The organism is Acinetobacter sp. TWP2-2-3 (assembly GCF_049896445.1).
Taxonomy (GTDB): domain Bacteria; phylum Pseudomonadota; class Gammaproteobacteria; order Pseudomonadales; family Moraxellaceae; genus Acinetobacter.
The window spans coordinates 86631-112693 of the sequence record NZ_JAFCUI010000006.1; the positions used below are offsets into that span (position 1 = coordinate 86631).

Sequence of the window (26063 nt, forward strand, 5' to 3'; positions counted from 1 at the left end):
ATCAACACATAAAGACTGTAATGACAAACAAATACCAACAGTAAAGTCATATCAAAATGGCAATAATAATAAATAACCATCGAATGTTCAGGAAGATATTTTTAAGAATGCAGATCCTTGCAATTTTGTATGGGCTCATTTTTAATGACAAATATGATTGAAAATCCTCAATTAATCTATATCTTACGATGAGAGGATGTTTGTTTTCAAAACAGAATTCAATACAATCTTGATCAAAGCTATTATCAGTTCACATTTATATATTGAGATTCAGTCTATATGCAGATTTACTTGGCCCGAAACAATCAACAAGCTGGTCCATATACGCTCGAGCAATTGAATCAGATGCTGGCGAATCAACAAGTCATGCTGACTGACCTGGCATGGCATCAAGGCATGACCGAGTGGAAAGCCTTAGGTGAACTTACCCAAGGAAAATCGGTATATCAACCCGAAGGTTATGTCGCTCCAGCAGTCACACCTGAAACGCCGGTATTCCAGAATAGCCAACCAACGACTTCGGCCTACTCACAGCCTCATACTCAAACAGCAACTCAAAAAAATGAACTTGCCAGTATTCCAAGCCGTATCCTGGCCAAAATTGTAGACGTATTACTGTGGCTACCAGCAACCTTCATTTTGACTGCTTTTTTTACGCCTGAACAGGAAACCCGGTTTGCTCAACTGAATGAAGAATTCATGAATGTTGTGCTGAGTAGCGATGCAGATCCTGCAATGGCTCAGCAATTACAGACTCAAATGTTTGAGATGTTTTCTCAGCAGGCGTGGCTTGCCACAGCGGTCTATTTGATTATCATGCTGGCCATTCAAGCCTTTCTGATTGCCAAATCAGGCCAAAGTATTGGTAAAAAGCTCACGAAAATCAAAATTGTAGATGTAGAATCAGGTGAAAAGACCAGCCTGTTGCGCGCCTTTACTATTCGTAGCGTATTTTTCATATTTTTAAATATTGTATTTATGCCACTGAGTTTAATTATTGACTGGGCCTTCGGATTGGGCAAAAAACGTCAAACCTTGCACGATAAACTCGCAAAAACGCAAGTTGTGAAACAATAGTGCAGGAATACACAAAATGGGATGAATATCATCCCATTTTGATTACAGAACTTTGAAATTGAAATAAAATTCCCATAAATCCTCCCCAATCCAGACCAGCAAAATCGGTTTTTATTACAGGCATTTAAAGCGCCCTAGATATAGCTTAGTTCGTGAATCTCAGGCATAATGCCCTACAACGTAGCGGTGTATTGTGATTAATAGGATGTTTTGTAAAATTCAGCCTTTTTTGTCATGTGCACTTTAATCGCTATCCCATATTAAATTAGGGAATGGGACTCTTCACCGAGGTTGTAAAATGAGACAAACGATTTTAGCTGTATTGTCTTTATCTGCGATGACTGCACTCTTGACCGGGTGTGGTGGTGATATGGTACTTCTGAACTCTAAAGGTCCAGTTGCAGCAGGTCAAAGTAACCTGATGATGACTGCGATTTACTTAATGCTTTTGGTGGTTATTCCATCAATCATCATGGCATTATGGTTCGGTTGGAAATATCGTGCATCGAATAAAGACGCAGACTATAAACCTACATGGGCACACTCTACTGCGATTGAAATTGTGGTATGGGGTATCCCTGTCATTATTATTGGTATTTTAGCTTGGTTAACTTGGTGGGGTTCCCACAAGTATGACCCATACCGTCCAATTGAAGCAGATAAAGCACCTTTAACTGTTCAGGTTATTGCTGAGCAATTTAAATGGATCTTCATCTATCCTGAGCAAGGCATTGCAACTGTTAACGAATTACGTTTCCCAGAGCAAACTCCGGTAAGCCTTCGTTTAACCTCTAACTTCACGATGAACTCGTTCTTCATCCCGGCGTTAAGTGGTCAGATTTATGCAATGGCAGGTATGCAAACTCACCTTAACTTCTTAGCTGATGAAACTAGTCCAGCTGAAGGTTATCGTGGTTTCTCTTCAAACTATTCAGGCTATGGCTTCTCACAAATGCGCTTCCGTGCACATTCTGTGACTGATGCTCAATTCGCTGAATGGATTTCTGCTGTTCAGGCAGGAAACGGTACTTCAGTTAACCCTAATGCAGTACAAAAAACTGTTCTAGACCAAGCTGAATTTGCAACTTTACGTGACGGCAACCGTGGTAAACACCAGATCGAAGCGATTATTGCAAAAGCTGAAACTCCTGAAGAGAAGGCTGCTGCTGAAGCAATGAAGCCTTACCCTACTAAGCCACATCCTGTGACTTACTACTCTTCTGTAGAGCAAGGTTTGTTTGAATCTGTGATTCACAAGTATATGAGTAACTATCACGGTGCTGATCATTCAGCTCCTGTAGAAGCTGCAGCGACTGATGCTGTTGCTCACGAAGCGGCTGCTTCTGAAGCTCATGTAGCTGGTGAACATGCGACTGCTTCTCAAGGAGAATAAGACATGAGCTTCTTAGGTAAGTTAGGTCCAGATGCAATTCCTTACGATCCAATCGTATTGGCAACTGTTGCAATGATGATCCTGGGTGGTATCGCAGTTTTTGCTGGTATTACCTACTTCAAAAAATGGGGCTACCTGTGGAACGAATGGTTCACATCTGTAGACCATAAAAAAATTGGTATCATGTATATCTTCGTATCTGTGATCATGCTTTTGCGTGGTTTCGCCGATGCGATCATGATGCGTCTTCAGCAGTTCCTTGCAAAAGGTGGCGGCGAAGGTTATCTACACCCTGAGCATTACGACCAGATCTTTACCGCGCATGGCGTGATCATGATCTTCTTCGTGGCAATGGGTCTTGTAGTTGGTTTAATGAACATCTCTGTACCGCTTCAAATCGGTGCACGTGACGTTGCATTCCCATTATTAAACTCTTTAAGCTTCTGGTTATTCGCCGGCGCTGCGGGTCTGATGATGGTTTCACTTGCGTTAGGTGAGTTCGCTGCAACAGGTTGGATGGCATACCCTCCACTGTCTGGTATCGAATATTCTCCAGGCGTAGGTATGGACTACTACATCTGGGCACTGCAAATTTCAGGTCTAGGTACGCTATTAACGGGTGTTAACTTCTTCGTTACCATCATCAAAATGCGTGCGCCTGGCATGAAACTTATGGAAATGCCAATCTTTACCTGGACATCTTTATGTACAGCAGTATTGATTATTGCGGCTTTCCCGGTGTTGACTGCAACAATCGCAATGTTAACGCTTGACCGTTACTTCGGTTTCCACTTCTTCACCAATGATTTGGGCGGTAGTCCAATGTTGTACGTGAACTTGATTTGGACTTGGGGTCACCCAGAAGTATACATTCTGATCTTACCAGCATTTGGTATTTACTCAGAAGTTGTTGCGACTTTCTCGCGCAAAGCATTGTTCGGTTACAAATCAATGGTGTATGCAACAGTAGCAATCACAGTATTGTCATTCGTTGTATGGGTTCACCACTTCTTTACCATGGGTGCAGGTGCCAACGTTAACGCGTTCTTCGGTATCATGACCATGATTATTGCGATTCCTACAGGTGTGAAGATCTTCTCTTGGTTGTTCACCATGTACAAGGGTCGTATTGTTTTCACCACTCCAATGCTATGGACACTAGGCTTCCTGGTAACTTTCGGTATCGGTGGTTTAACAGGTGTATTGATGGCAGTTCCACCAGCGGACTTCCTGGTACACAACTCTTTATTCCTGATTGCTCACTTCCATAACGTAATTATTGGTGGTGTGGTATTCGGTATGTTCGCAGGTATCATCTTCTACTGGCCGAAAATGTTCGGTTGGAGACTGAATGAGACTTGGGGTAAAGCAGCGTTCTGGTTCTGGTTCTTCGGTTTCTATTTTGCATTCATGCCACTTTATATCCTTGGTTTCATGGGTATGACACGTCGTTTGAATACATTTGACAACCCAGAATGGGACCCGTATGTAGATATCGCGATGTTTGGTGCGGTTCTAGTTGCACTGGGTATTCTATGTTTCATCATGCAAATCGTGGTTGGTTTCCTACAACGTGACCAACGTCTAGATTTGACTGGCGATCCATGGGATGGTCGTACCCTTGAATGGGCGACATCTTCTCCTGCTCCGTTCTATAACTTTGCTCATCTTCCAAAGATCAATGGTATTGATACTTTCTGGATCGAGAAAGAAAATGGTGTTGCGTATGCAAAACCAACGAAGTACGAAGATATCCACATGCCGACTAACCGTGCTGCCGGTTTCGTTATCGCGATGTTCATCACTGTTATGGGCTTCGGTTTAATCTGGCACATCTGGTGGTTAGTAGTTGTTACGTTCATTGCTTCTATCATTAGCTTCATCGTGTCTTCTTTCACCAAGAAAGTGGATTACTATGTTCCAGCTGCTGAAGTTGAGCGTATTGAAAACGAACGCTATGCGATTCTTGAAAAACACTTGAAGAAGGACTAAGACAATGGCTGAAGTACTTCATCACGATAACCACGGACACGATGAGCATCATCATCACGATGATACTGACATCACCGTCTTTGGTTTCTGGACTTACTTGATGAGTGACCTTGTCCTGTTCGGCACACTCTTCATTGCGTTCGCTGTTTTGAGTAGCCACATTCCTGTGGGTACTCCAAGTGCGAGAGACCTGTTTGGCGACTCTTTAGGTTTCGTTCTTACTGAAACCTTCGCCCTCTTGATCTCTTCTGTAACCTTTGGTTTTGCAGTTCTTGCTGCATACAAAAAAGACGTTGCAAAAGTACTGACTTGGTTAGCGATTACTTGGGTATTCGGTGCTATCTTCATCGGCATGGAACTATATGAGTTCAATCACCTAGTTCATGCGGGTCACGGTCCAAGCACAAGTGCGTTCTTATCTGCGTTCTTTACTTTGGTAGGTACGCACGGTATTCACGTAACTTCTGGTCTGGTCTGGATGATCGTGCTTATGGTTCAAATCAAGAAATATGGTTTGACTCTTGCAAACACGCGTCGTCTAGCTTGCCTAAGCTTGTTCTGGCACTTCCTTGACATCGTTTGGATCTGTGTATTCAGCGTAGTTTACTTGATGGGAGTTCTGTAATGAGTCACGATCATAACGCTGCTGGCGAATCACACGGTAACGTTAAGCAATATACTGTTGGCTTCATCCTTTCTGTCATTCTTACCGTAATTCCATTCGGTATGGTGATGGCAGGCGGTTTTGGCCGTGGTATCTTGATTACTGTCATCGCGATTACTGCGGTTGCTCAGATTCTTGTGCAGTTAATTTACTTCCTGCATATGAACTCTTCTTCAGAGCAACGCTGGAACGTGATTGCATTCGTGTATACCATCTTAACTATCGCTATTCTTTTAGTGGGTTCTGTATGGATCATGAATTACCTACACTACAACATGATGATCTAAACTGGTCGTCATGCTGAAAAAGTATTTATTCCTGACTAAGCCAGGAATTCTCTTCGGTAACTTTGTTACCACTTTGGGTGGCTACTTCGTAGCCACTCAAGGTTCTGTAGATTTCCTTCTCCTGCTTATTACCCTTCTCGGTACTACGCTTGTCGTAGCATCAGGATGTGTGGTCAACAACATGATTGACCAGGACATCGACCAAAAAATGCAGCGCACTCAAAATCGTGCTCTGGTCACCAAAACCATTTCCGAACCTGTTGCCCTGGCCTTTGCTCTGGTATTAGGCATCGTTGGTTTTAGTCTTTTATGGTTCTGGGTAAATGCGTACGCTTTCTTATTCGCGGTGATTGGTTTTGTCGTATATGTTGGTTTCTACAGCCTATGGACAAAACGAACCACAATTCATCAAACTGTTGTAGGCAGTATTTCTGGTGCAGCTCCGCCTGTCATTGGTTATACCGCAGTGGCCAATCAATTTGACCTCGGTGCGTTACTGATCTTTTTAGGTTATGCGCTATGGCAAATGCCTCACTCATGGGCGATTGCGATTTATCGCTTTGATGATTACAAAAATGCAGGCATTCCGATCTTGCCTGTGGCACGTTCGATTCATCGTACCAAGATTGAATCACTGGTTTATGTGGTGTTATTCACGCTGACCATGAATGCGTTATTTGTCTTTGGTTATGCCAACTGGTTCTATGCAGTGATTTTAAACTTACTGTGCATTTACTGGTTGTATATCGGTGTCATTGGATTTAAAGCTGAAAATGATCAACTTTGGGCAAAGAAATATTTCTTGTTCTCGGTGATCCTGATTACTGTCATTAGTATTATCTTTAGCTTTACCTCAACTGCGCCATCTACACAGATTGTATTTTTTTAAAAAGATAGAGTTAGTCTCTATCTTTTTTTATTTTGATTTCTCTTAATCCCCTACTTCCAATAGTTGTAGAGCAGAATCAAAAATTCGGCTTTATAAAGCTAAACCTCGATCTTCCTGATTGCTTAGAAAATTCAATCTTTCTGGTTCCAGACTCCGATCCTTCAGTTTTCTAGATTTTCTGGCCTGATAAGTAAAGCTTGATCTTCGCAACAATACATGTGCTGAATTTAACCAGTCCAAATTTGCTTAAAGCCAAAGTCAGGTTCTGATGATCGATCTGGTTATAGAGATAATTTCGCAAAAATGTCTTATTTGGTTGAAATTATCCCTAAAGATCACTACAATTCCCCCTTCGCAAACACTGCGACACAACTTTGGTTGTGACTCCTTGCTTCAATTTACTTAAATTGGGGCTGTCCAAACCGTAAGGAGCTGACAATGCGTCATTACGAAATCGTACTTTTAGTACACCCTGATCAAAGCGATCAAGTAGTTGGTATGGTAGAACGCTACCTAACTCACATCAAAGAAGCTGAAGGTCAAATCCACCGTCTTGAAGACTGGGGCCGTCGTCAATTGGCTTACCCAATCAACAAGATCCACAAAGCTCACTACATTCTTATGAATGTTGAGTGTGGTCAAACTACTCTTGATGAGCTTGAAGAATTGTTCCGTTATAACGACGCAATCATTCGTAGCCTTATCATCCGTCGTGAAAACGCTATCACTGAAGAGTCATTATTGGCGAAAAGTGCTGAAGAAAAACGTGCGCGTAAAGCTCAACGTGAAGAAGCACAACACGCTCAAGACTCTGCTGAAGCTTAAGGAGAACATAACATGGCACGTTTTTACCGTCGTCGCAAGTTCTGCCGCTTTACAGCTGAGAACGTTACGTACATCGACTACAAAGATATCGACACTTTAAAACAGTACATCACTGAAAACGGCAAAATTGTTCCTAGCCGTATTACAGGTACTAAAGCTCGTTACCAACGTCAATTAGCGTTAGCTATCAAACAAGCTCGCTACTTGTCTTTGATCCCTTACACTGACAATCATAAGTGAGGTTGAGCTGTGGATATTATCTTATTACAACGCATTAAAAACCTAGGTAAACTAGGCGATAAAGTTTCAGTTAAAGCTGGTTACGGCCGTAACTTCCTTATCCCTCAAGGTAAGGCTGTTGCTGCAACTGAAGCAAACACTGCTGCTTTTGAAGCTCGTCGTGCTGAACTTGAGAAAGAAGAAGCTGCTATCTTGGCTGCTGCTCAAGCACGTGCTGACCAATTGAACGAAGTGAACATCGTTATCACTGCGAAAGCTGGTGATGAAGGTAAACTATTCGGTTCTATCGGTACTCGTGACATCGCTGACGCGTTGACAAATGCTGGTCTAGAAGTAGACCGTGCTGAAGTACGTCTTCCAAATGGCGCGCTTCGTCACACTGGCGAATTTAACATCGCAATCCAATTGCACCATGATGTTACTGCAGAAGTTCTAGTTACTATCGTAGCTGAGTAATTTCTCGCCTCAAAAAGAGCATGCGAAAGCATGCTCTTTTTTTATCTCTAAAAAATATAATCTAGCCAACACTGTCAAATTCATTTTATTATTCGTGTTTACAAAAAATTGCACTTCGCATTTTTGATCAGAGCGCGTATCATTTCATCTCGTAGTGAATAAACGCTATTCATCTCCGACGATATTTAACTATTGTATTTAAAATCAGGGATTTATATGTCACAGGCGAATGCCAGCAAAAAGGTAGCTACTGCTAAACCGGAAATTGTTACTGAAAATAGCAATCTCAAGGAGTTCCGTACTCCACCTCACAATTTAGCAATTGAACAGGCTGTACTTGCTGCCCTTATGACTGTGGCTGAATCTTTTGAGCAGGTCGGTGATGTGCTGACCGAAAATGATTTTTATGCCACCCGACACAAATATATCTTCCGTGCCATTGAGCAGCTCTCTAAAGAAAACTCGCCTTATGATGCGGTTCTGGTGCATGACTGGCTCATCAAACAAAACTTGCTTGATGCAATTGGTGGCGAAGAATATCTGATGCAGCTGATGGCAGATTCGCCATCAAGTTTCTATAATCTGGAAACCTATGCAGGCAAAATTAAAGAATTCTCTACCCTGCGTAGCATGATTAAAGTCAGCTCCGAAATTTTACAAAATGCCTATGACACCAAAGGCCGCACAGTGAGTGAAATTCTGGATCTGGCTGAGACGAATATTTTCTCAATTGCTGAACAGCATAATAACAATGCCAAAGCGCAAGGCCCTAAGCCGATCAACTCGGTGGTCGCAGACGTATTTGATAAATTAAATGAACTGTCGCAAATGGAAGGCAGCATTACCGGTTTAACTACTGGTTTTGTGGAACTGGATAACAAAACTTCCGGCATGCAATCCGGTGACCTGATTATTGTCGCAGCGCGTCCTTCCATGGGTAAAACCACCTTTGCCATGAATCTGGTCGAAAGTGTTTTATTCAATAATAACCTGCCTGCTCTGGTCTATTCGATGGAGATGCCAGCCGACTCCATCGCCATGCGTTTGATTTCATCATTTGGTCGCGTGCATCAGGGACATTTACGTTCTGGTAAAATGGACAGTGATGAATGGTCAAAAGTCACCAGTACCATTGTGCATTTACAAGAAAAAAATCTGTATATCGATGATTCTTCTGCGCTACCACCAACAGAATTACGTGCCCGTGCGCGTCGTATTGCCAAAATGCATGGCGGAAAGCTGGGCTGTATCATGGTCGATTACTTGCAGCTGATGAAAGTACCCGGTATGGGCGATAACCGTGTCGGCGAGATCTCGGAAATCTCCCGAAGCTTAAAAGCTTTAGCGAAGGAAATGCAATGTCCGGTAATTGCCCTGTCACAGCTCAACCGATCGCTGGAAAACCGTCCAAACAAACGTCCGGTGATGTCCGACTTGCGTGAATCCGGTGCGATTGAGCAGGATGCCGACTTGATCATGTTTATTTACCGGGATGAGGTTTATAACAAGGAATCCAAGGAAGCTGGCACCGCCGAAATTATTATCGGTAAACAGCGTAACGGCCCGATTGGTACCGTACGTCTGGCATTCGAAGGTCAATATACCCGCTTTAGTAATCTCTCACCTGAGTTCTATGCTCAGTATGATGACGAAGAGTAATCAGGCTCTCGTCCTCACATTTCCATCGTCCCTCTAGGAGTAATTTAGGGTGCGTCAAGCTACAGTTTATATTGACACCGCTGCGCTGCAATATAATTTAAACCGTGTCAAACAACTTGCCCCAACCGCGAAAATTGTCAGCATGGTAAAAGCCAATGCTTATGGACACGGAGTTAAAGACTGCTTAGCAGCCTTAAGCGAAACCGATGCCTTTGGTGTCGCCTGCCTGCAAGAAGCCCTGGAAATTCGTGAATTAGGCTATCTACAGCCGATTACGCTTATCGAAGGTGTTTTTTCTGCAGATGAAATGCCAATCGTAATCGAACAGAATATTGAAGTTATTGTGCATCAACAGGCTCAAGTCGACTGGTTAATTGCACATAAAGATGCCTATATCGCCAAAGAACTTAAAGTCTGGGTCAAACTGAATAGCGGCATGAACCGATTAGGTTTCAAAATTGAAGCAATCAAAGACGTAATTCATACGCTAAAAGCTGAAGGCTTTACTTGTGTGCTTGCCATGCATTTTGCCAATGCCGATGCTGAGCATCCACTGAATGATGAACAAATCCGTCAATTCTTGGAAATTAAAAATGACTGCGCGCCAATTTTAGCTTCTTGCTGTAACTCGGCTGCAATCTATAAATATCCAGAATTGCATTTTGACTATGTCCGTCCCGGAATCATGCTCTATGGCGCGACGCCTTTTGCAGACCGTGATGTACATGACCTAGATTTAAAACCGGTCATGACGTTTACAGCTGAAATTATTGCCTTGAATGATATTCAAGCGGGTGAGCATGTCGGTTATGGTTCGACGTTCACCGTAGACCAAAACATGACTTTGGCCATTGTTTCAATTGGCTATGGTGACGGTTATCCTCGCGCTTTCCCTAAACAGAACTATGTCGCAATCAATGGTCAGCAAACTCGCGTGATTGGCCGGGTTGCCATGGATATGATTGCCATTGATGTGACAGGACTAGATGTGCAATTAGGTACAGAAGTCGAACTTTGGGGTAAAACCCGTCTATTGGATGATGTAGCGACAGCCAATGGCACGATTGGTTATGAACTATTATGCCGACTGAGCAATCGTCCACTACGCAAAGTAGTTTGATCTAATCTTAAGAGTTAAAAAAGCCCAACATCTGTTGGGCTTTTCTTTAGGCTGACTTTTGTTCTTCGCCCTGCTCTATGCATAATTGCATTAATAAGGCATCGACATGACTTTGCTGAAAGGCAAAAGGATTAAAGTCATCAAATCCCATTTCCCGACAGAATTGCTGGATCTGACTGCGTTTGGAAATATATTTCATGGACCAGTCCGGGAAACTTGGATATTCAATTTCCTTGGTCTCAAATAATTTAATATCCTGATGACGAGGATCTTTATTCAATCGCTCTACTAACAGACTTTTTAAAGTGGGACATTCACCTTCGAGACATTGAAAAAAATGACCATCTGCGAAATACAGTACACCCGTGACTTGATGCTGGTAATTAAAATCACGAGCTTCTTTCAGGATATTCGCCAAATCTTCGAGTAAGTCAGGTTTGGGAGAAGTACTTTTACTGGCGTAACAAAATTGGTACATGCGCTAACTCCTCTATTTTTATTATGCTGAACTGCATAGAAGTTAACACTGTACGCGAAAAACCTGAACCCGGATAGGTTTATTATAAGAAATACTCATTAGAGGGAACCGGAAGTTCTGCCAGTCCTTTTTTCAAGGTCTCTGACCATTGCCGGCTTATTGACGTGAAATACTCATCATCTTCAGCAATACGCTTGCCTCTTGGCATGATCAGGCTGTCTTTTTTATAGACCAGCACATCGAGGGGCATGCCAACCGATACATTGGAACGTAGGGTCGATGCAAATGAAATCAGGGAACAGCGCAAGGCTTCATCCAGTGGCATATCATAAGTCAGCGCACGATCCAGGATCGGCTTGCCATATTTACTTTCACCAATCTGGAAATACGGCGTATCACGTGTGGCACAGATAAAGTTCCCTTGCGGATAGACATGATAAAGCTGCATATCCTGATCTTTAAGCTGCCCACCGACCAGCAGATTACAATAGTAATTGCTTTGTTCCGAAATATCGCTCGTAACATTCGCAATCACTTTTTTCAACGTACTACCTACCAGCTCAGCGACATCAAACATGGTGTGCAGACTCAAGATATTGGGTTCCTGCTTCAGTTCGAGCTGATTTTTGATATGCCCAATTACGGCTTGTGTTGTTGCCAGATTTCCGGATGCCTGTATGACGATCATACGTTCCCCAGGAATACCAAAGGTATACAACTTTCGAAATACAGAAATGTGATCTACTCCGGCATTGGTCCGGGTATCACTAATAAAAAGCATACCTTGCTCTAAACGTAGTGCACAACAATACGTCATTCATTCGTCCTTATTAACATCCTAGCACTTGAACGATGGAATGCATGGATTCCACACCGCCCTTTTCTCTGACACCGCGTACCGGTGCCACATCCCAATAATCCCGTCCAATCGCCACATATACATGCGAACTTGGAGTAAACAACAGATTACTGACATCAAAACAATACCATGTCTGGTCTACAAACACCTCTGCCCAAGCGTGACTGGCCAGATGCGAAGCATTTTGTGCATATAAATAACCAGACACATAACGGGCAGGTAAACCTAGATATTTACACATGGCAATGAAAATATGACTATGGTCCTGACAGACGCCCTGTCTCGACTCAAAGGCATCTATTGCAGAGCCTTGCACTGAAGTACTGTTGGAAATATAAGGCACATGTTCCAGCAAGGCCTGCGCCAGTCCGATCAAATGCTGACGGGTTAATGCAGGAACATGACGCTGTGCAAAATCTTTCATTGCTGCATTACATTGTGTTGATTCGGTCGGCTGTAGAAAAAGATTGGGATTGATTGAATCATTCAGTCCACTCTGATGCGCAGGATTCAGTTCAACAATCCCTTGCGCCATGATAGTCAGGGAATAATAAGGCTCCCGCTGGCTACAGGTCATCCACAGATTATGAAATGCATCTTTCCGGATTTCTTTATTACCCGGCACACTAATATCCCAGGAATGCACCCGCTGATGCGCATTGCTCGAAGGCATCATTTTAATGTACTGAATACTGTTCCTCACCTCGGCCGTGTACATATAATGCGTTTGGTGATTCACCATCAATTTCATACATCTGCCTCAAACAGTTGATGAATATGGTCGCTAAACTGGTAAAACTGAATCCGGTTCGGTTCTGTACGCAACTGCTCCCAGTACTGTTCCAGATCATTCCAGCCCATCTCTACCAAAATTCTGACCACATAATCAATCTTGCAGAGTGTAGTACTGGTTTCTTCACCCAGACGTAACTGATGATCGAGCTGTTCGACACATTGCCCTAGACTAAAAAACAGAAAAATATCGGAAGATTCGGCTTCCAGAATATCTTCACATTCCGTCACCACTTCACAGATATAACCAGCATTTTTGTCTGCGGTTTTGATCAATTTCATCAGTTCCGCATAGCCTGAAGCAGACAGCACCCCGCGTAATTCCTGAATATTGTCTTTAGCTACTTTAAACTGCTGGCTAAAAGACGCCACTTGCGTAGGATCAAGTACCAGCTCATTTAGGGAACTGGCATCAAAGGCAGGCAAACAGAAAGCATGGGCATACGCTACTGCCGCTTCGTCTTCTAAAAATGGAAAGCGCGCACATAAAAAATGAGTGCGAGATAAATAACGCCCTAACCAAAAAATATGTTGTGCATTGCTATTCAGCAAAACCATGACATTTTCCTTCTTTGGAATCTTATGAATGTAAATTGTCGACTACCCAGGTATCTTTGATACCGCCACCTTGTGATGAATTCACCACCAGTGAACCGGGCTGCATCGCCACGCGTGTCAAGCCACCCTGTACGATTTCAGTACGATAAGGCGAACTCAATACAAACGGGCGTAAGTCGATATGACGTTCAGCAATACCAAAATTGGTCAAAGTCGGACTAACCGATAAGTCCAAAGTGGGCTGCGCAATATATAAATGCGGCGCAGCTAAAATTTTCTCCCTGAAAGTTTCAATTTGCTGTTTAGACGCTTGTGGTCCAATGAGCATGCCATAACCGCCCGAACCCTGCGCTTCTTTCACCACCAGCTGATCCAGATGAGCCACGACATAGTCTAATTCTTCAGAATTACGACATTGATAAGTCGGAACATTTTTTAGAATTGACTGCTCGCCCAAATAAAAACGAATCATTTTGTCGACATATGGATAAACCGATTTGTCATCTGCCACACCGGTTCCCGGTGCATTGGCAATCACAACATTATTTTGCAAATAAGCTGACATCAAGCCAGCGACACCCAAAGTGCTATCCGGTTTAAAGCATAAAGGATCAAGAAACGCATCATCGACCCGTCTATAAATAACATCGACTCGTTGGCGACCACGTATGGTTTTTACATAAACCTTCGAGTCATCAACAAAAAGGTCACGTGATGTTACCAATGGTACATCCATCTCCCTTGCAAGGAAGGCATGTTCATAGTAAGCGCTATTAAAACGTCCTGGGGTCAGCACCACGACAAATGGCTTGTCGACGTAGGCATTTTCGATCAGGATTTCTTTCAATAATTGTGGATATTGCTCGATTCCGGCAATCTTGGACTGCTCGAATACTTTTGGCATGAGTTTTTCACTGATCTTGCGGCATTCCAGCATATAAGACACGCCAGATGGCGTTCTGAGATTATCTTCTAAGACATAAAACTCGCCCTTGGAATCACGGATCACATCGATTCCACTAATCTGGCTATAAATCCCACCTTTCAAGCTATGTTGATACATATGCGGCTGATAGGCCTCATGAGTTAAAATCTGCAACTCAGGAATAATATTGGCTTTTAAAATGTCCTGTTGATGATAAATATCATGTAAGAATAAATTTAGCGCCCGTATCCGTTGTGCCGAGCCTAAAGCCACCATATTCCACTGCTTCCGGTCTATGACTCGCGGAATGATATCGTAGGGAATGGTGCGTTCTACGCCTTCTTCATCGCCATAAACGGTAAAGGTAATACCGTGATGTAAAAAATGTTCTTTTGCTACCTGATTCAGTGCATTGAGTTCATCCAGCGTATGTTGTGATAACCATTCTTCCAGTCTTTGACCTGCCTGACTGGACAGCACATGTTCATCCTGCATTTCATTAAAGAACTTTGAAGATAACTGCTGCAGTAAAAGTTGTGGGTTTGTTGTAGTAGATACCGCTGTAGTTTTAGTGTCTATAAAATTTTTTCCAATATTCTGGGAACTAAATTTATCAATTGTTTCAATCACATTTGTATCCTGATTTCCTTTAAGCATACAAACCCTCGTATTATCATCTATTATAATTAAATCAAAGCAATATCCATGCCATGACATCTGCATTTCAATTACCATTAATCTAATAAATGCCCAATGAACTCAATGCTATTTTCGACCAAGTTGTTTTAGAATTGTAGGACAAATGTTGCACAGAGGGACTTGCGAAAAAATGAGAGTTTTTTTATTGTGTTAAGCTAAGCCTAAATCCCCTCTTCTTTATTGCCAGCAAAATAAATTATGTCAGCACAAGAAAAAGAAACTTCAAACAGTCTGTATCGCCAATGGCAAATTTTGTCGCGTCTTTCTACCGGCAAATGGATGGGAACACGTGAATTACAGGAAATCCTGAATCGCGAAGGCATTGATATCAGTCTACGTACCATTCAGCGTGACCTGAATCAGATTGCGCAACGCTTTCCAATTGAAAGCAGTAAAACCACGCCGCAAGGCTGGCGTTGGCGTTCAGATGCGCCGCTGCAAAGTTTGCCGCATATGACCAGCTCGCAAGCGGTCACTTTCATGATGGTCGAAGAACATTTAAAACATCTGCTGCCACCGAGCCTGATCGAGGAAATGAATCCGTGGTTTGATCTGGCACGACGCAGTCTTTCTTCCCAGAACAATGTCCGGCAATGGATTAACCGCGTACGCATTGTTCCGGCCACCCAACCGCTGATTCCACCTGTGGTAGATAAGGCCGCGCAGCAAGCGGTGTATGAAGGCCTGTTACAGGACAAACAACTGGAATGTGTGTATCAGGGCCGTGGTCATAACAGCGAAGAAAAAACCTATATTCTCAATCCTCTGGCATTGGTACAAAAAGGGTCAATCATTTATCTGGTGTGTACCCGTCATGACAAATCGGATATCCAGACCTTTGCACTGCACCGCTTTAAATCGGCCGTCGTGCTGAATTCACGTGCCTTGCATCCGGTCAATTTCGATATTGATGATTATATTGATTCTGGTGCACTGGGCTTCCGGGTGGACTTCAACCATCCCACCGAAAATGTCACGCTTAAACTCAGCATGTCAGAGTCGGATGCGCATTACTTTGAGGAAAGCCAGCTCAGTAAAGACCAGAAAATTGAAAAAATGGAAGATGGCATGTCGCTGATCACTGCTACCGTGCCATTTACCTCTCAACTGGTCTGGTGGCTGCGTAGCTTTGGTAAAAAGATTAAACATATTGAACCGAGTATTGTGGCCAATGCAGTCGCTCAACTGGATGAGGAAAACCCTTAACTACACAGGCTTCATCCAGATTCTTTTAGGTATTCCAGAATAAAAAAATCCCCAAATTGGGGACTGGAGAATTATGCTTATATTTTTGTTCTTGTTGTGGTGATCTGCCGCTGTGCCAATCTGCTTTTCTTTGACACCCCGAAATGCAGCTTGAATGAAACATCAATATTTAAAAATGACTGAGACATGAGCAAGCCAGCTCAGCATCATTAAAGCGAATGGATTTTTTGGTCATGGTTTAAGACTCCTATGTAGTGAATAAACCGACTATAAAGTCATCCGCCTTACTTGTGAAATAAATAGAATGCATGTCTTTTGCAGATTTTTTCTATAGAACTTTTTCCGTAAAATTTATCTGTAATCGCTGCCGATTGATTGTCTGGCTTAATAGCATTTTCGGCAAGTTTATAAAATCGAATAACAATTCTCTGCTTGTATAAGATACCTCGCTCTGCACATCATAAAGCCCTATAGAAGTAGAAATAGGGACTTAATTTTACAATGGCTAACCCTGCTCAATTAGTACGTCACAAGCTGCTCAATACTTTCTTTTCCCGCCATTCGGTCTGGTTTGCCTGCATTCTGATTGCAGTGATTTTTACTACATTTCATATCGGTTATTCACCGCGTTATATCTATTATTTTATGCCGCAAACGTTAGTGAATACCCTATGGATCCTGAGCATTCTGCTGAGTTTGCTGGGTTTGTATGATGTACTACAAAATAAGCATTCCATTCTGAAAAATTATCCCATTATGGGACATTTCCGCTTTATCTTTGAGGAATTCCGTCCCGAGATTCGTCAGTATTTTATTGAAGCCGACCGGGACGCACTGCCTTTTTCCCGTATGCAGCGCAGTCTGGTGTATCAGCGGGCAAAAAATGAAAATTCTGATAAACCTTTCGGCTCGATCCTGAATGTCTATGAAGATAATTACCGTCTTGTTAGTCATTCCATCACGCCCTGCAAAGTTGCCGATCCGCAGACTTTTCGCATCCTGATTGGAAATGAGCAATGTACCCAGCCCTTTTCAGCTTCTATTTTAAATATTTCAGCCATGAGCTTTGGCAGCATGAGTGCCAATGCAATAAGAGCCCTTAATCTCGGCGCTAAAAAAGGTGATTTTTTCCATGATACAGGCGAAGGCAGTATCAGCCCCTACCATCTGGAATATGGTGGTGATCTGGTCTGGGAAATTGGCAGTGGTTATTTTGGCTGCCGTACTTTAGATGGGCAATTTGATCCGGAACGTTTTGCTGCACAAGCCAAATTACCCCAAGTGAAGATGATTGAAATCAAGCTTTCGCAAGGCGCAAAACCTGGCCACGGCGGTATTTTACCTAAAAGTAAAATTTCGGAAGAAATTGCCCAAATTCGAGGCATCAGCCGTGATCATGATTGTGTTTCACCTTCGAGTCATCCGGCATTTAGCACACCGATTGAAATGATGCATTTCATACAAAAATTACGTGAACTTTCCAACGGAAAACCGGTCGGATTTAAACTGTGTCTGGGTCAACCGTGGCAGTTTATGAGCATGGTCAAAGCTATGTTACATACCCAGATTTACCCAGATTTTATTGTGGTTGATGGCTCTGAAGGTGGAACGGGAGCTGCACCCATTGAATTAATTGACTATGTTGGTGCCCCATTAAGAGAAGGTTTACTGTTTGTACACAATACCCTGGTTGGTGCAGGATTGAGAGATAAGATCAAAATTGGTGCAAGTGGTAAAATTATTAGTGCATTCGATATTGCCAGTACGCTTGCCATTGGTGCGGATTGGGTGAACTCTGCCCGTGGTTTTATGTTTGCAGTAGGCTGTATTCAGGCACAAAGTTGTCATACCAACCAGTGCCCTGTCGGAGTCACCACCCAGGATAAAGATCGTCAGAAAGCTTTACATGTGCCGACCAAGGCAGAACGGGTGTTTCATTTCCATAAAAACACCTTGCATGCCCTATCTGAACTGATTGCTTCCGCAGGTTTAAAACACCCTTCAGCTATTAAGGCGCATCATCTGGCACAACGCGTGAATAATCACGAAATAAAGAACTTTGCGCAGATTCATTTCTGGCTGAAAGAAGGCGAATTATTGTCCTGTGAAAATAAAGATGAGGAGAACTTCTACTTCCGGATGTGGAATTTGGCCCAATTAGAAAAATTTTAATTTGATGCATTTAAAATCAAAAAAGGCGTTTAATTCAAATGCCTTTTTAAATATTCAATTTTCAATCTATCAATAATAAGTTTTGCTGCCATGTGCATGTAAAAAGGCAGGAATCAAACCCGTGAGTGCAGCACGAATATCAGCACGCTCATTGATTAACTGATGCGAACCTTCTTCTAGCATCAGCAAAGTTTGGAGCCGGAATTTACGCCGGATAAATTCGATATTATAACGCCAGTCGACAGTCTGATCCTGTGCACCCTGCGCCAGCCAGACTGGAATACGACAAGCCGGACGCGCTTCCATTTCCAGCATCCAGCGTGACATCGCTAAAATCCAGTCCATGCCCATTATTCGCGGTTGTAATGGATCTTTAAGCCGGATAAAACGCAAAAACTCCGGATTATGGTTATTGCGTCTGAAATGTCGGGGAACTTCACGTTTGATTCGGCTAATAATGCCCAATCCGACCGAATTATGCCACCAGGCAGTTTTAGCGGGACGAATCAATGGTGATAACAATAAGACTCGTTCAACAAAAGGATTTTCACGACGTTCCGCAAACTCCAGTAAATGGTGCATCCAGATCGCACCGCCGGTACTCTGCCCGATGCCGACCCAAGGTTTAGGTAATTGTGAAGCGTGCTGCACATAACGATGTACGGCATGTAAAACCTGCTGATAATGATCAAAATTCTGAATGCTGGCAGGTGAACCATCACTCAGACCATGTCCCGGCAGATCATAGGTTAATACGCTAAAACCCTGTTCCAAAAGCTCTTTGACAATGGGCTGATAAATGCCGCTATGTTCCAGATAACCATGCAGCAAAAAAGCGGTTCCCTGAATCTTATCAAAGCGGGTATTTTCCAGATTTGGCTCAAACACCTGTACATGTAACCTGAATAAAGGCATCTGTACATAGCCCTGCCAGTGTTTGCAGTCCAGTAAATCAAAACCATAAAGCTTGCGATAGGACTGCAGATCAATCGGCGGTTCATCACTACGATTCAGGTTTAAAGGTGGCAAGAGTTGAGGCGTAACATCCCGACTCGGAATGGGTAAATCCAGCTGTTTCAGAATGGTGGGATTTAAAAATGGGATATCAGACATTATGGCACCTCCCGACAGTCACTGGATCCAAACCACATATCGCGCATGGTCGCCAACATTTCATAATTGGCACGACGACTGTGATCATAATTTTGTGCACTTGGACGCCATCGTGTCAATGGCGTTGGCATCGGCGCTTCTACCGGAATGGTTTGTATGCCATTTAACGCAAATAAACGGCGGGTACGCGGCATATGATAACGATCCGTAATCAGAATCACTGTAGGCGCTCCACCTTTCTTTTGTAATAATAATGAACTGAAACGGGTATTTTCACAGGTGTTCATGCTGCGATCTTCCAGTAATTTGGCATCGACACCATGATTTTTTAACCAGCGCTGCATATACGGCGCTTCGACCCCACTCAGAACAATCGGCAACTGATAATGTTTCTCTACTGCCAGCGTAGTTTCCAGACGTAGTCGCGTATAGTTATTGACGATGATCTCTTTGCCTTGGTCATCTAGGGTTAAGCCACCACCCAATACCACAATGGCATAAGGTTGGGAGCTATTCGCCGGTTTAGCCTGCTGTTGCTCTTGTAGTAAAGCCAAGTCCTGCTGGATTTCCTCTCCATCGGTTTCCTGTACCGAACTGGCTTCACCCTGCTCAAGTGGATGCGTCGTCAGAAACTCCATATATTGCTCAATGCGTTCCTTATTTTCACTACTGTCCCACTCCAGCAATTCCCGGACATTGGCTGTCGGATCGGCTGGTTCTGCATCTTCCTGTGAGGACAATAAGGGCACCTGAGCAGGTGGACTTTGCTCTGCTTTTTGATCTTGCTGTTCGCGCTGATATTCTTCAATCACCTGCTGCAGTGCTTTATAACGTGCCTGAATCAGCATCAGGTTGGCCGAGTTATTTTGCTGGATATCCTGTTCCATGACCTTTAAATACGCCTGACGGGCAATCCACAAATCAGAGCCAGGTTCCAGATTTTCATGTTCGCTGAGTGCAGCCATTTTCTGGCTTTGAGCCGCGACTTCATTTAGCTCTAAGGAGACAAACTGGTTTAAGCCCTTGACGATCATTTTTGAGTAAAAAGGCGTATAAACCAACACCAGTAGACAGCCGCATAGCACAAACAGTCCAGTGACAATTTGTAGCAAACGTACCATCCAATGGGTGTTTTTCATGTTATTCCTCTTCCTGATGAGAACGGATCAAGCCATTTTTATCGAACAATACAGGTTCAGGCTCCAGCATTAGACTAAATTTTTCCCAAACTGACTGTTGTACTGCACGATACGTTTTACGGACATCGGTGAGAGAGGCCTGACCATAATTCACCAACACCAGCGCCTGTTTATGAAACATGCCGACAGGCCCCAACTGTTTACCCTTCCAGCCCGCCTGATCAATCAACCAGCCTGCTGCCAGTTTAACTTGAGCATTCGTTTGCTGGTAATGGGGTAAATTCGGGAAAGATACAGCAATTTGGTCAAAGACCGCCTGATCAACCACCGGATTTTTAAAGAAGCTGCCCACGTTGGGAAATTCTTGTGGATCAGGCAATTTACTCTGGCGAATCTGGATGACGTGTTGCTGCAAGTTTTCTGCTGTGAGCTGATCACCGACCGCAGTCTTCAGATCACCATAATTCAGTTTCAAATCTGGCTGTTTAAGTAATCTAAAAGTCACATGGGTAATCACATAACGATTGGGATCATCTTTAAAAATACTATGCCGGTAGGCAAACTGACAATCTGCTGCCTGAATCGAAGCAAACTGTTTCAATTGTCGGTCATAGACCTCAACAGAATCGATGAATTCTCCGACTTCGACACCATAAGCGCCAATATTCTGTACTGGCGATGCACCGACCCGACCCGGAATTAAAGCTAGATTCTGTAGGCCATATAAACTTTGTGCCGTGGTCCAGAGCACGAAGTCATGCCAGCCTTGTCCGCCGCCTACACGTAAACGTTGCGACTGATCATCAGCATCCAGCATTTCAATGCCTTGAATATCCATATGCAGAACTAGCGCATCAATCTGCTCCGGCAACAACATATTACTGCCGCCTGACAGGATCAGCAAATTGAGTTGCTGCTGTTCCGCAAAATCCAGTGCAGTTAGCAGATCAGCGGTGGATTGAATCTGAGCATAGTGCGAAGCAACTGCTTCTAAATTTAAGGTATTAAAAGGTTTAAGTTGAACCTGGGTTTGAATCTGCATCGCTTAAACCTTGTGTAAATTCTGTTTAAAAATCTCAATCCAGGCCTGGCTGCTGGACTCACACTGATCAAGCACCCGTTCAAAGCCATCCGCTTCGCCATAATAGGGATCCGGTAAGGCCTGTTTCGGATAGGTCTGATCATGTTCACTCATCAATGCCACACGTGCACGTACATGACCAAACTGAGTTTCTGCCAGACGCTGTATGTTCTGGATATTGGATAAATTCTCCAGATCCATCGCCAGAATCAGATCATAATCAATAAAATCATGCGGAATAAGTTGACGTGCGCGAAGTGCTGAAAGGTCATAGCCACGTTTCAGCGCATGCTGCTGGCTACGCAAGTCCGGTGCCTTGCCCGGATGATAATTACTGGTTCCGGCAGAATCGACCACAATATTCAGTTGCTGTTCATCACAATAATGTCTGAGTACAACTTCTGCCGTGGGAGAGCGGCAAATATTTCCCAAACAAACACATAACACCTTGTATGGCGTTCTGGATGACATAAACAACCTCAGAGCTACTTTATTTTAAGGATTCTTATGTTAAGTTATTTATATACTGATTCCTATCTTACAACCATAGAATAATCTCGTATTTGCAATAAAAAAATCAAGGATATCGCCATGAATCGTTTTCAGTTTCAAACCGTCCCCAATATCATTGCCGGACTAGGCACGATTCAGGAATTATTTAAAATTCTAAAAAATGGCCGTTATCGCCGTCTTCTACTGGTGACTGACCCGGGTATGCTGAAGGAGCAATTACATCTGCCGATTCTGGATATTATTGAATCTGCCGGACTGGAGTATGTGATTTACTCGGATGTTCAGGCCGATCCGCCCGATACAGTGGTGCTTGAAGCGGTGGCTTTTGCAAAACAGGAAAATATTGATGTGGTGCTGGGCTTTGGTGGTGGCAGCTCGATGGATGTGGCCAAACTCATTGCAATTTTGGCGCATCCTGAACAGCATCAGACATTGTCCGATCTGTATGGCGTTGATAATGCCACCGGACCGCGTTTAGCTTTAATTCTGGTACCAACTACGGCTGGAACAGGTTCAGAAGTGACGCCGATTTCGATTGTCACCACAGGTGAAACCACTAAAACCGGTATTGTGGCACCGACCCTTTTTGCAGATATTGCCATTCTGGATGCAACATTTACCCAGAATCTTCCAGCACAGATCACTGCCGCCACCGGCATTGATGCCATGGTACATGCCATTGAAGCCTATACCTCAAAACACAAGAAAAATCCTTATTCGGATATGCTGGCCAAACAGGCTTTAAGATTACTGAATGCTAATCTGCAACGTGTACTGCAAAACGGTCATGATTTAGATGCCCGCCAAAATATGCTGGTCGGTTCCATGCTGGCCGGACAAGCCTTTGCCAATGCACCAGTCGCCGCCGTACATGCGCTGGCTTATCCACTGGGTGGACATTTTCATCTTTCGCATGGGCATAGCAATGCACTGGTTCTAACTGAAGTATTAAAGTTTAATGCGCCAGCGGCCAAACAGCTCTATGCGGAATTGATGACCTGGCTGGATCCTTACAGTAAAGGTTGTCATGATGGCCTGACTGATCTGTTTATTGATCATTTTAATAATCATCTGATGCAAAGCGGTTTGACCCTAAAACTGAATCAGTTGAATATTCCGGAAGATATGCTGCAGGTCATGGCAGAAGATGCGATGCAACAAAGCCGGCTGTTGCAGAATAATCCACGTGAACTCAAGGTGGAGGATGCTTATCAGATTTATCAGGCGATCTATGCCTAGATCAATTTCCACTTAAGCCTTATCTAGCCGAGGACTGAATAGTGATGAAAGCCACCATCAAACAGCGCGAACACTATACTTTTTTCCTGCCCATTCAAACCCGTTGGGCAGACAATGATCTGTACGGCCATGTCAACAATGTGACTTATTATAGTTATTTTGATACCGCAGCCAATGCCCTGCTGATTCAGGAAGCTGATTTTGATCCTAAATACTCCCCGATGATTGGCTTGGTAGTCAGCTCCAACTGTCAATTTAATCAGGAACTGTCTTATCCGGAAATTATTGAAGTGGGCGTGGCCATTGAAAGCATGGGAAATTCATCGCTCAGCTATGATCTGGCTATTTTTAAACGCAACTCAGATACAGCCGCTGCGCAAGGCAATTTTGTCCATGTATTTGTTGACCGTGAAACACGAAAAAGCACCCCGATTCCAGTCGAAATGCGGGATGCTTTATCTCGATTTGTTGTGACTTAACATCCAGCCTATTTCAGCTGAATATTTTGCAGTTCACCATCAAACTGCTGTAACAGATCGCGTACTGCCGGTTCAGCATGTAACAGTTCTTCGGCACGTTTAAAGGCACGTACCTTACGCTGATGCTGCATGGTATAGGGCGTTAACTGATCCACATTTTCAAATTTCACCTGGAAATTGGTTTGCGGCCATTGCTGTTGCAAAGCAGCTTCCAGATGATGTTGCAACTGGGTCAACAACTGCTGGTACTGTTCAGGAATATGGAAAACGGATTCGCCATTCATCTGACCAGTCATGATGCCATACTGCGCCAGTTCCTGTACCGCTGGAGAAAGCTGGCTATTACGGAACCAGTATTCCCATTTTTCTACGCTCCACTCGCCTTCTAAGGTTTGCTCAGGTATTTTTAAAATATCCTGTGGCATCAGATTCTGCGTATTTACATCTTGGGAAATATCTTCCAGCAAAGCTGTCTGTGCAACTGGCTGAACCGGAACTGTATTTTCAAGAGCAGGCTGAGCAATCGAATCCTGTGAAAGTCCCAATTCCGGTGCAGCAAGACTAAATTCCTCATCAGCAGGCATACTGTCTTGTGCTGGCTCGGTAGGGATGACAGCATCTGCAGGAATAAACTCTTCAAGCAGGAAATCATCCGAACTGTTGCTGGTAGCAGGTGCTTCTGGCGTACTCTCGATTTCATCAAAACCAAATAAGCCTTTGTCATCATTTGGATCAAAAATAATTTGATCACTAGACTGCACTTCTTCAATGGTGGTCTGAATTACTACGGGCTGGACAGATTCAGGCTCAGTGATGCTAGTTGGCTCGTCTTCATCCAAAAAATCATCCGAAGAAGGTTCAGACGCTGATGCGAAATCAATCTCCTCATCTGTCTCATCGTCCAGAGAAAAATCATCAAATACAGGCTCCGCTTCAAATGATTGTGTTTCTACGGACTCAGATTGAAGTTGTGTCTGAACGGGCTGCTGTAGACGTGTTGTACTGGTTGCTGCCTGTTGCGGTGCAGTCTCCTGCATCACCGGAATTTCGCTTGGCTGTAAGGGACGGAAAGCCAATAAACGTAGCACTGTCATCTCAAAACCTTGTTCCTGCGTAACTGCAAGCTGTAAATCGGCACGCCCCTTACAGGCAATCTGATAATAGAGTTGCAGGTCTTGTGCTGAAATTAGAGCCGATAATTGCATGATCTTTTGATTGATCTCTGCACTGTATTTCAGGCTCAGATCTGGCAGGTACTGCAATAAAGCCAGTTCATGCAATGTCGAAATCAGCTGGTCGAGCACCAACGATACATCCAGAGCCTGCTGGCGGAACTGCAATAATAACTCGCTAACACGTGCTTTCTGGTTCTGGTGAATCGCCAGAATCAGGTCATAAATAATAGTGCGGTCAATCAGACCGAGCATGTCTTTGACATCCTGATGCTGAATCGCACCCTGACCATAGGCAATCGCCTGATCGGTCAGAGACAAGGCATCACGCAGAGAACCTTGCGCAGATTCAGCAATCTGCCAGATCGCATCCTGATCAGACTGAATGCTTTCTTTGCTAAGAATATTGCCCAGATGTTCGGTAATTTCATCGACTGCCAATGGACGCAAAGTAAATTGCAGACAGCGAGAAATTACGGTAATTGGCAGTTTTTGCGGATCAGTGGTTGCAAACAGAAATTTGACATGTTCTGGCGGTTCTTCCAGCGTCTTTAACAGCGCATTGAAAGAATGCGTGGACAGCATGTGCACTTCATCGATCAGGTAGACCTTAAAGCGGCCTTGAGTCGGTGCATAAGGAACATTGTCGAGCAGCTCGCGGGTATCTTCGACCTTGGTGCGTGATGCTGCATCGATTTCGATTAAATCAATAAAACGACCTTCATTGACTGCGGTACAGGTCGCACAGACCTCACAAGGCGTCGAGGTAATACCGGTCTCGCAGTTCAAGCACTTCGCCAAAATACGTGCAATCGTGGTTTTTCCGACACCACGCGTTCCCGTAAACAAATAGGCATGATGCAAACGGCCACGTTCGAGCGCGCTGGTTAAAGCACGTGATACATGGTTTTGCCCCACCAATTCATTAAAATTACGAGGACGGTATTTTCGCGCAAGTACTTGATACATGTATGCTCCTTTTTACAGGTCTAAGCATACTGTTTTTTTATAAAATAGTGAAATGAATGCCGGTTTA

24 protein-coding genes and 1 pseudogene are annotated in these 26063 nt (G+C 43.6%); 15 read left to right on the plus strand and 10 right to left on the minus strand.

What is annotated here, in order from left to right:
• The first annotated feature begins 279 nt into the window (after positions 1 to 279).
• The 11 genes from ACP7AK_RS10130 (at position 280) to alr (ending at position 10602) form a co-directional block, all read left to right on the plus strand.
• A complete protein-coding gene (locus tag ACP7AK_RS10130) occupies positions 280 to 1077 on the plus strand; it encodes an RDD family protein (protein ID WP_004278783.1) in 798 nt (265 codons plus the stop codon).
• A gap of 298 nt (positions 1078 to 1375) precedes the next feature.
• Positions 1376 to 2470 carry a ubiquinol oxidase subunit II gene (cyoA, locus tag ACP7AK_RS10135; protein ID WP_004278784.1) on the plus strand — a complete coding sequence of 365 codons (1095 nt, stop codon included), beginning with the start codon at positions 1376 to 1378 and terminating at the stop codon, positions 2468 to 2470.
• A 3-nt stretch (positions 2471 to 2473) separates the two neighbouring features.
• On the plus strand, positions 2474 to 4462 hold the full coding sequence (cyoB, locus tag ACP7AK_RS10140; RefSeq protein ID WP_004278785.1) for a cytochrome o ubiquinol oxidase subunit I: 1989 nt from the start codon (positions 2474 to 2476) through the stop codon (positions 4460 to 4462).
• Between the two features lie 4 nt (positions 4463 to 4466).
• Positions 4467 to 5087: a cytochrome o ubiquinol oxidase subunit III gene (cyoC, locus tag ACP7AK_RS10145; RefSeq protein ID WP_004278786.1), complete on the plus strand. Its 621-nt coding sequence runs from the start codon at positions 4467 to 4469 to the stop codon at positions 5085 to 5087.
• The gene (locus ACP7AK_RS10150; RefSeq protein WP_004645410.1) at positions 5087 to 5413 is read left to right on the plus strand and encodes a cytochrome o ubiquinol oxidase subunit IV; all 327 of its coding nucleotides are present in this window, start codon (positions 5087 to 5089) and stop codon (positions 5411 to 5413) included. The genes cyoC and ACP7AK_RS10150 overlap by 1 nt, the downstream gene beginning before the upstream one ends.
• Positions 5414 to 5423: 10 nt before the next feature.
• Entirely contained in the window at positions 5424 to 6302 is an 879-nt protein-coding gene (gene cyoE, locus ACP7AK_RS10155) for a heme o synthase (RefSeq protein ID WP_425879828.1), read from the plus strand.
• 438 nt (positions 6303 to 6740) lie between these two features.
• Positions 6741 to 7127 (plus strand): 30S ribosomal protein S6, encoded by a 387-nt coding sequence (gene rpsF, locus ACP7AK_RS10160; RefSeq protein WP_004278789.1) that lies wholly within the window; start codon positions 6741 to 6743, stop codon positions 7125 to 7127.
• A 12-nt stretch (positions 7128 to 7139) separates the two neighbouring features.
• Complete coding sequence (gene rpsR, locus ACP7AK_RS10165) at positions 7140 to 7367, plus strand: 30S ribosomal protein S18 (RefSeq protein ID WP_004278792.1); 228 nt, start codon at positions 7140 to 7142, stop codon at positions 7365 to 7367.
• Between the two features lie 9 nt (positions 7368 to 7376).
• The gene (rplI, locus tag ACP7AK_RS10170) at positions 7377 to 7823 is read left to right on the plus strand and encodes a 50S ribosomal protein L9 (RefSeq protein WP_004278793.1); all 447 of its coding nucleotides are present in this window, start codon (positions 7377 to 7379) and stop codon (positions 7821 to 7823) included.
• Between the two features lie 216 nt (positions 7824 to 8039).
• A complete protein-coding gene (gene dnaB, locus ACP7AK_RS10175) occupies positions 8040 to 9482 on the plus strand; it encodes a replicative DNA helicase (RefSeq protein WP_005247269.1) in 1443 nt (480 codons plus the stop codon).
• Positions 9483 to 9531: 49 nt separating this feature from the next.
• Positions 9532 to 10602 (plus strand): alanine racemase, encoded by a 1071-nt coding sequence (gene alr / locus ACP7AK_RS10180; RefSeq protein WP_425879829.1) that lies wholly within the window; start codon positions 9532 to 9534, stop codon positions 10600 to 10602.
• A 46-nt stretch (positions 10603 to 10648) separates the two neighbouring features.
• Here alr and ACP7AK_RS10185 read toward each other — a convergent pair whose 3' ends face one another.
• The 5 genes and pseudogenes from ACP7AK_RS10185 to ACP7AK_RS10205 form a co-directional block, all read right to left on the minus strand.
• Positions 10649 to 11080, minus strand: coding sequence for a BLUF domain-containing protein (locus ACP7AK_RS10185; RefSeq protein ID WP_005106614.1), 432 nt, complete (start codon positions 11078 to 11080; stop codon positions 10649 to 10651).
• 82 nt (positions 11081 to 11162) lie between these two features.
• Positions 11163 to 11897 (minus strand): proteasome-type protease, encoded by a 735-nt coding sequence (locus tag ACP7AK_RS10190; RefSeq protein WP_005247272.1) that lies wholly within the window; start codon positions 11895 to 11897, stop codon positions 11163 to 11165.
• A 13-nt stretch (positions 11898 to 11910) separates the two neighbouring features.
• The gene (locus ACP7AK_RS10195; protein WP_004278799.1) at positions 11911 to 12690 is read right to left on the minus strand and encodes a transglutaminase family protein; all 780 of its coding nucleotides are present in this window, start codon (positions 12688 to 12690) and stop codon (positions 11911 to 11913) included.
• Entirely contained in the window at positions 12687 to 13289 is a 603-nt protein-coding gene (locus tag ACP7AK_RS10200; protein WP_004278801.1) for an alpha-E domain-containing protein, read from the minus strand. Before ACP7AK_RS10200 ends, ACP7AK_RS10195 begins: the two co-directional genes overlap by 4 nt.
• A 22-nt stretch (positions 13290 to 13311) precedes the next feature.
• Positions 13312 to 14757, minus strand: a pseudogene (locus tag ACP7AK_RS10205) (circularly permuted type 2 ATP-grasp protein); the annotation flags it as partial.
• A gap of 354 nt (positions 14758 to 15111) precedes the next feature.
• On the opposite strand from ACP7AK_RS10205, the gene ACP7AK_RS10210 reads away from it, so the two are divergent.
• Positions 15112 to 16119, plus strand: a complete 1008-nt coding sequence (locus ACP7AK_RS10210; protein WP_004278803.1) for a helix-turn-helix transcriptional regulator — start codon at positions 15112 to 15114, stop codon at positions 16117 to 16119.
• Between the two features lie 501 nt (positions 16120 to 16620).
• The gene (locus tag ACP7AK_RS10215; protein ID WP_425879830.1) at positions 16621 to 18291 is read left to right on the plus strand and encodes a glutamate synthase-related protein; all 1671 of its coding nucleotides are present in this window, start codon (positions 16621 to 16623) and stop codon (positions 18289 to 18291) included.
• Between the two features lie 69 nt (positions 18292 to 18360).
• Here ACP7AK_RS10215 and ACP7AK_RS10220 read toward each other — a convergent pair whose 3' ends face one another.
• The 4 genes from ACP7AK_RS10220 to ACP7AK_RS10235 are packed head-to-tail and all read right to left on the minus strand — an operon-like array spanning position 18361 to position 22095.
• The gene (locus ACP7AK_RS10220; protein WP_195725881.1) at positions 18361 to 19404 is read right to left on the minus strand and encodes an alpha/beta hydrolase; all 1044 of its coding nucleotides are present in this window, start codon (positions 19402 to 19404) and stop codon (positions 18361 to 18363) included.
• Positions 19404 to 20543: a YdcF family protein gene (locus ACP7AK_RS10225; RefSeq protein ID WP_005263276.1), complete on the minus strand. Its 1140-nt coding sequence runs from the start codon at positions 20541 to 20543 to the stop codon at positions 19404 to 19406. Before ACP7AK_RS10225 ends, ACP7AK_RS10220 begins: the two co-directional genes overlap by 1 nt.
• A gap of 1 nt (position 20544) precedes the next feature.
• The gene (murB, locus tag ACP7AK_RS10230) at positions 20545 to 21585 is read right to left on the minus strand and encodes a UDP-N-acetylmuramate dehydrogenase (protein ID WP_425879831.1); all 1041 of its coding nucleotides are present in this window, start codon (positions 21583 to 21585) and stop codon (positions 20545 to 20547) included.
• Between the two features lie 3 nt (positions 21586 to 21588).
• On the minus strand, positions 21589 to 22095 hold the full coding sequence (locus ACP7AK_RS10235) for a low molecular weight protein-tyrosine-phosphatase (RefSeq protein WP_004278810.1): 507 nt from the start codon (positions 22093 to 22095) through the stop codon (positions 21589 to 21591).
• A gap of 120 nt (positions 22096 to 22215) precedes the next feature.
• On the opposite strand from ACP7AK_RS10235, the gene ACP7AK_RS10240 reads away from it, so the two are divergent.
• Positions 22216 to 23376, plus strand: a complete 1161-nt coding sequence (locus tag ACP7AK_RS10240) for an iron-containing alcohol dehydrogenase (RefSeq protein ID WP_425879832.1) — start codon at positions 22216 to 22218, stop codon at positions 23374 to 23376.
• Positions 23377 to 23420: 44 nt separating this feature from the next.
• A complete protein-coding gene (locus ACP7AK_RS10245) occupies positions 23421 to 23855 on the plus strand; it encodes an acyl-CoA thioesterase (protein ID WP_081401206.1) in 435 nt (144 codons plus the stop codon).
• Positions 23856 to 23863: 8 nt separating this feature from the next.
• Here the strand turns inward: ACP7AK_RS10245 and dnaX are convergent, their stop codons facing one another.
• Entirely contained in the window at positions 23864 to 25996 is a 2133-nt protein-coding gene (dnaX, locus tag ACP7AK_RS10250; protein ID WP_425879833.1) for a DNA polymerase III subunit gamma/tau, read from the minus strand.
• Positions 25997 to 26063 lie beyond the last annotated feature (67 nt).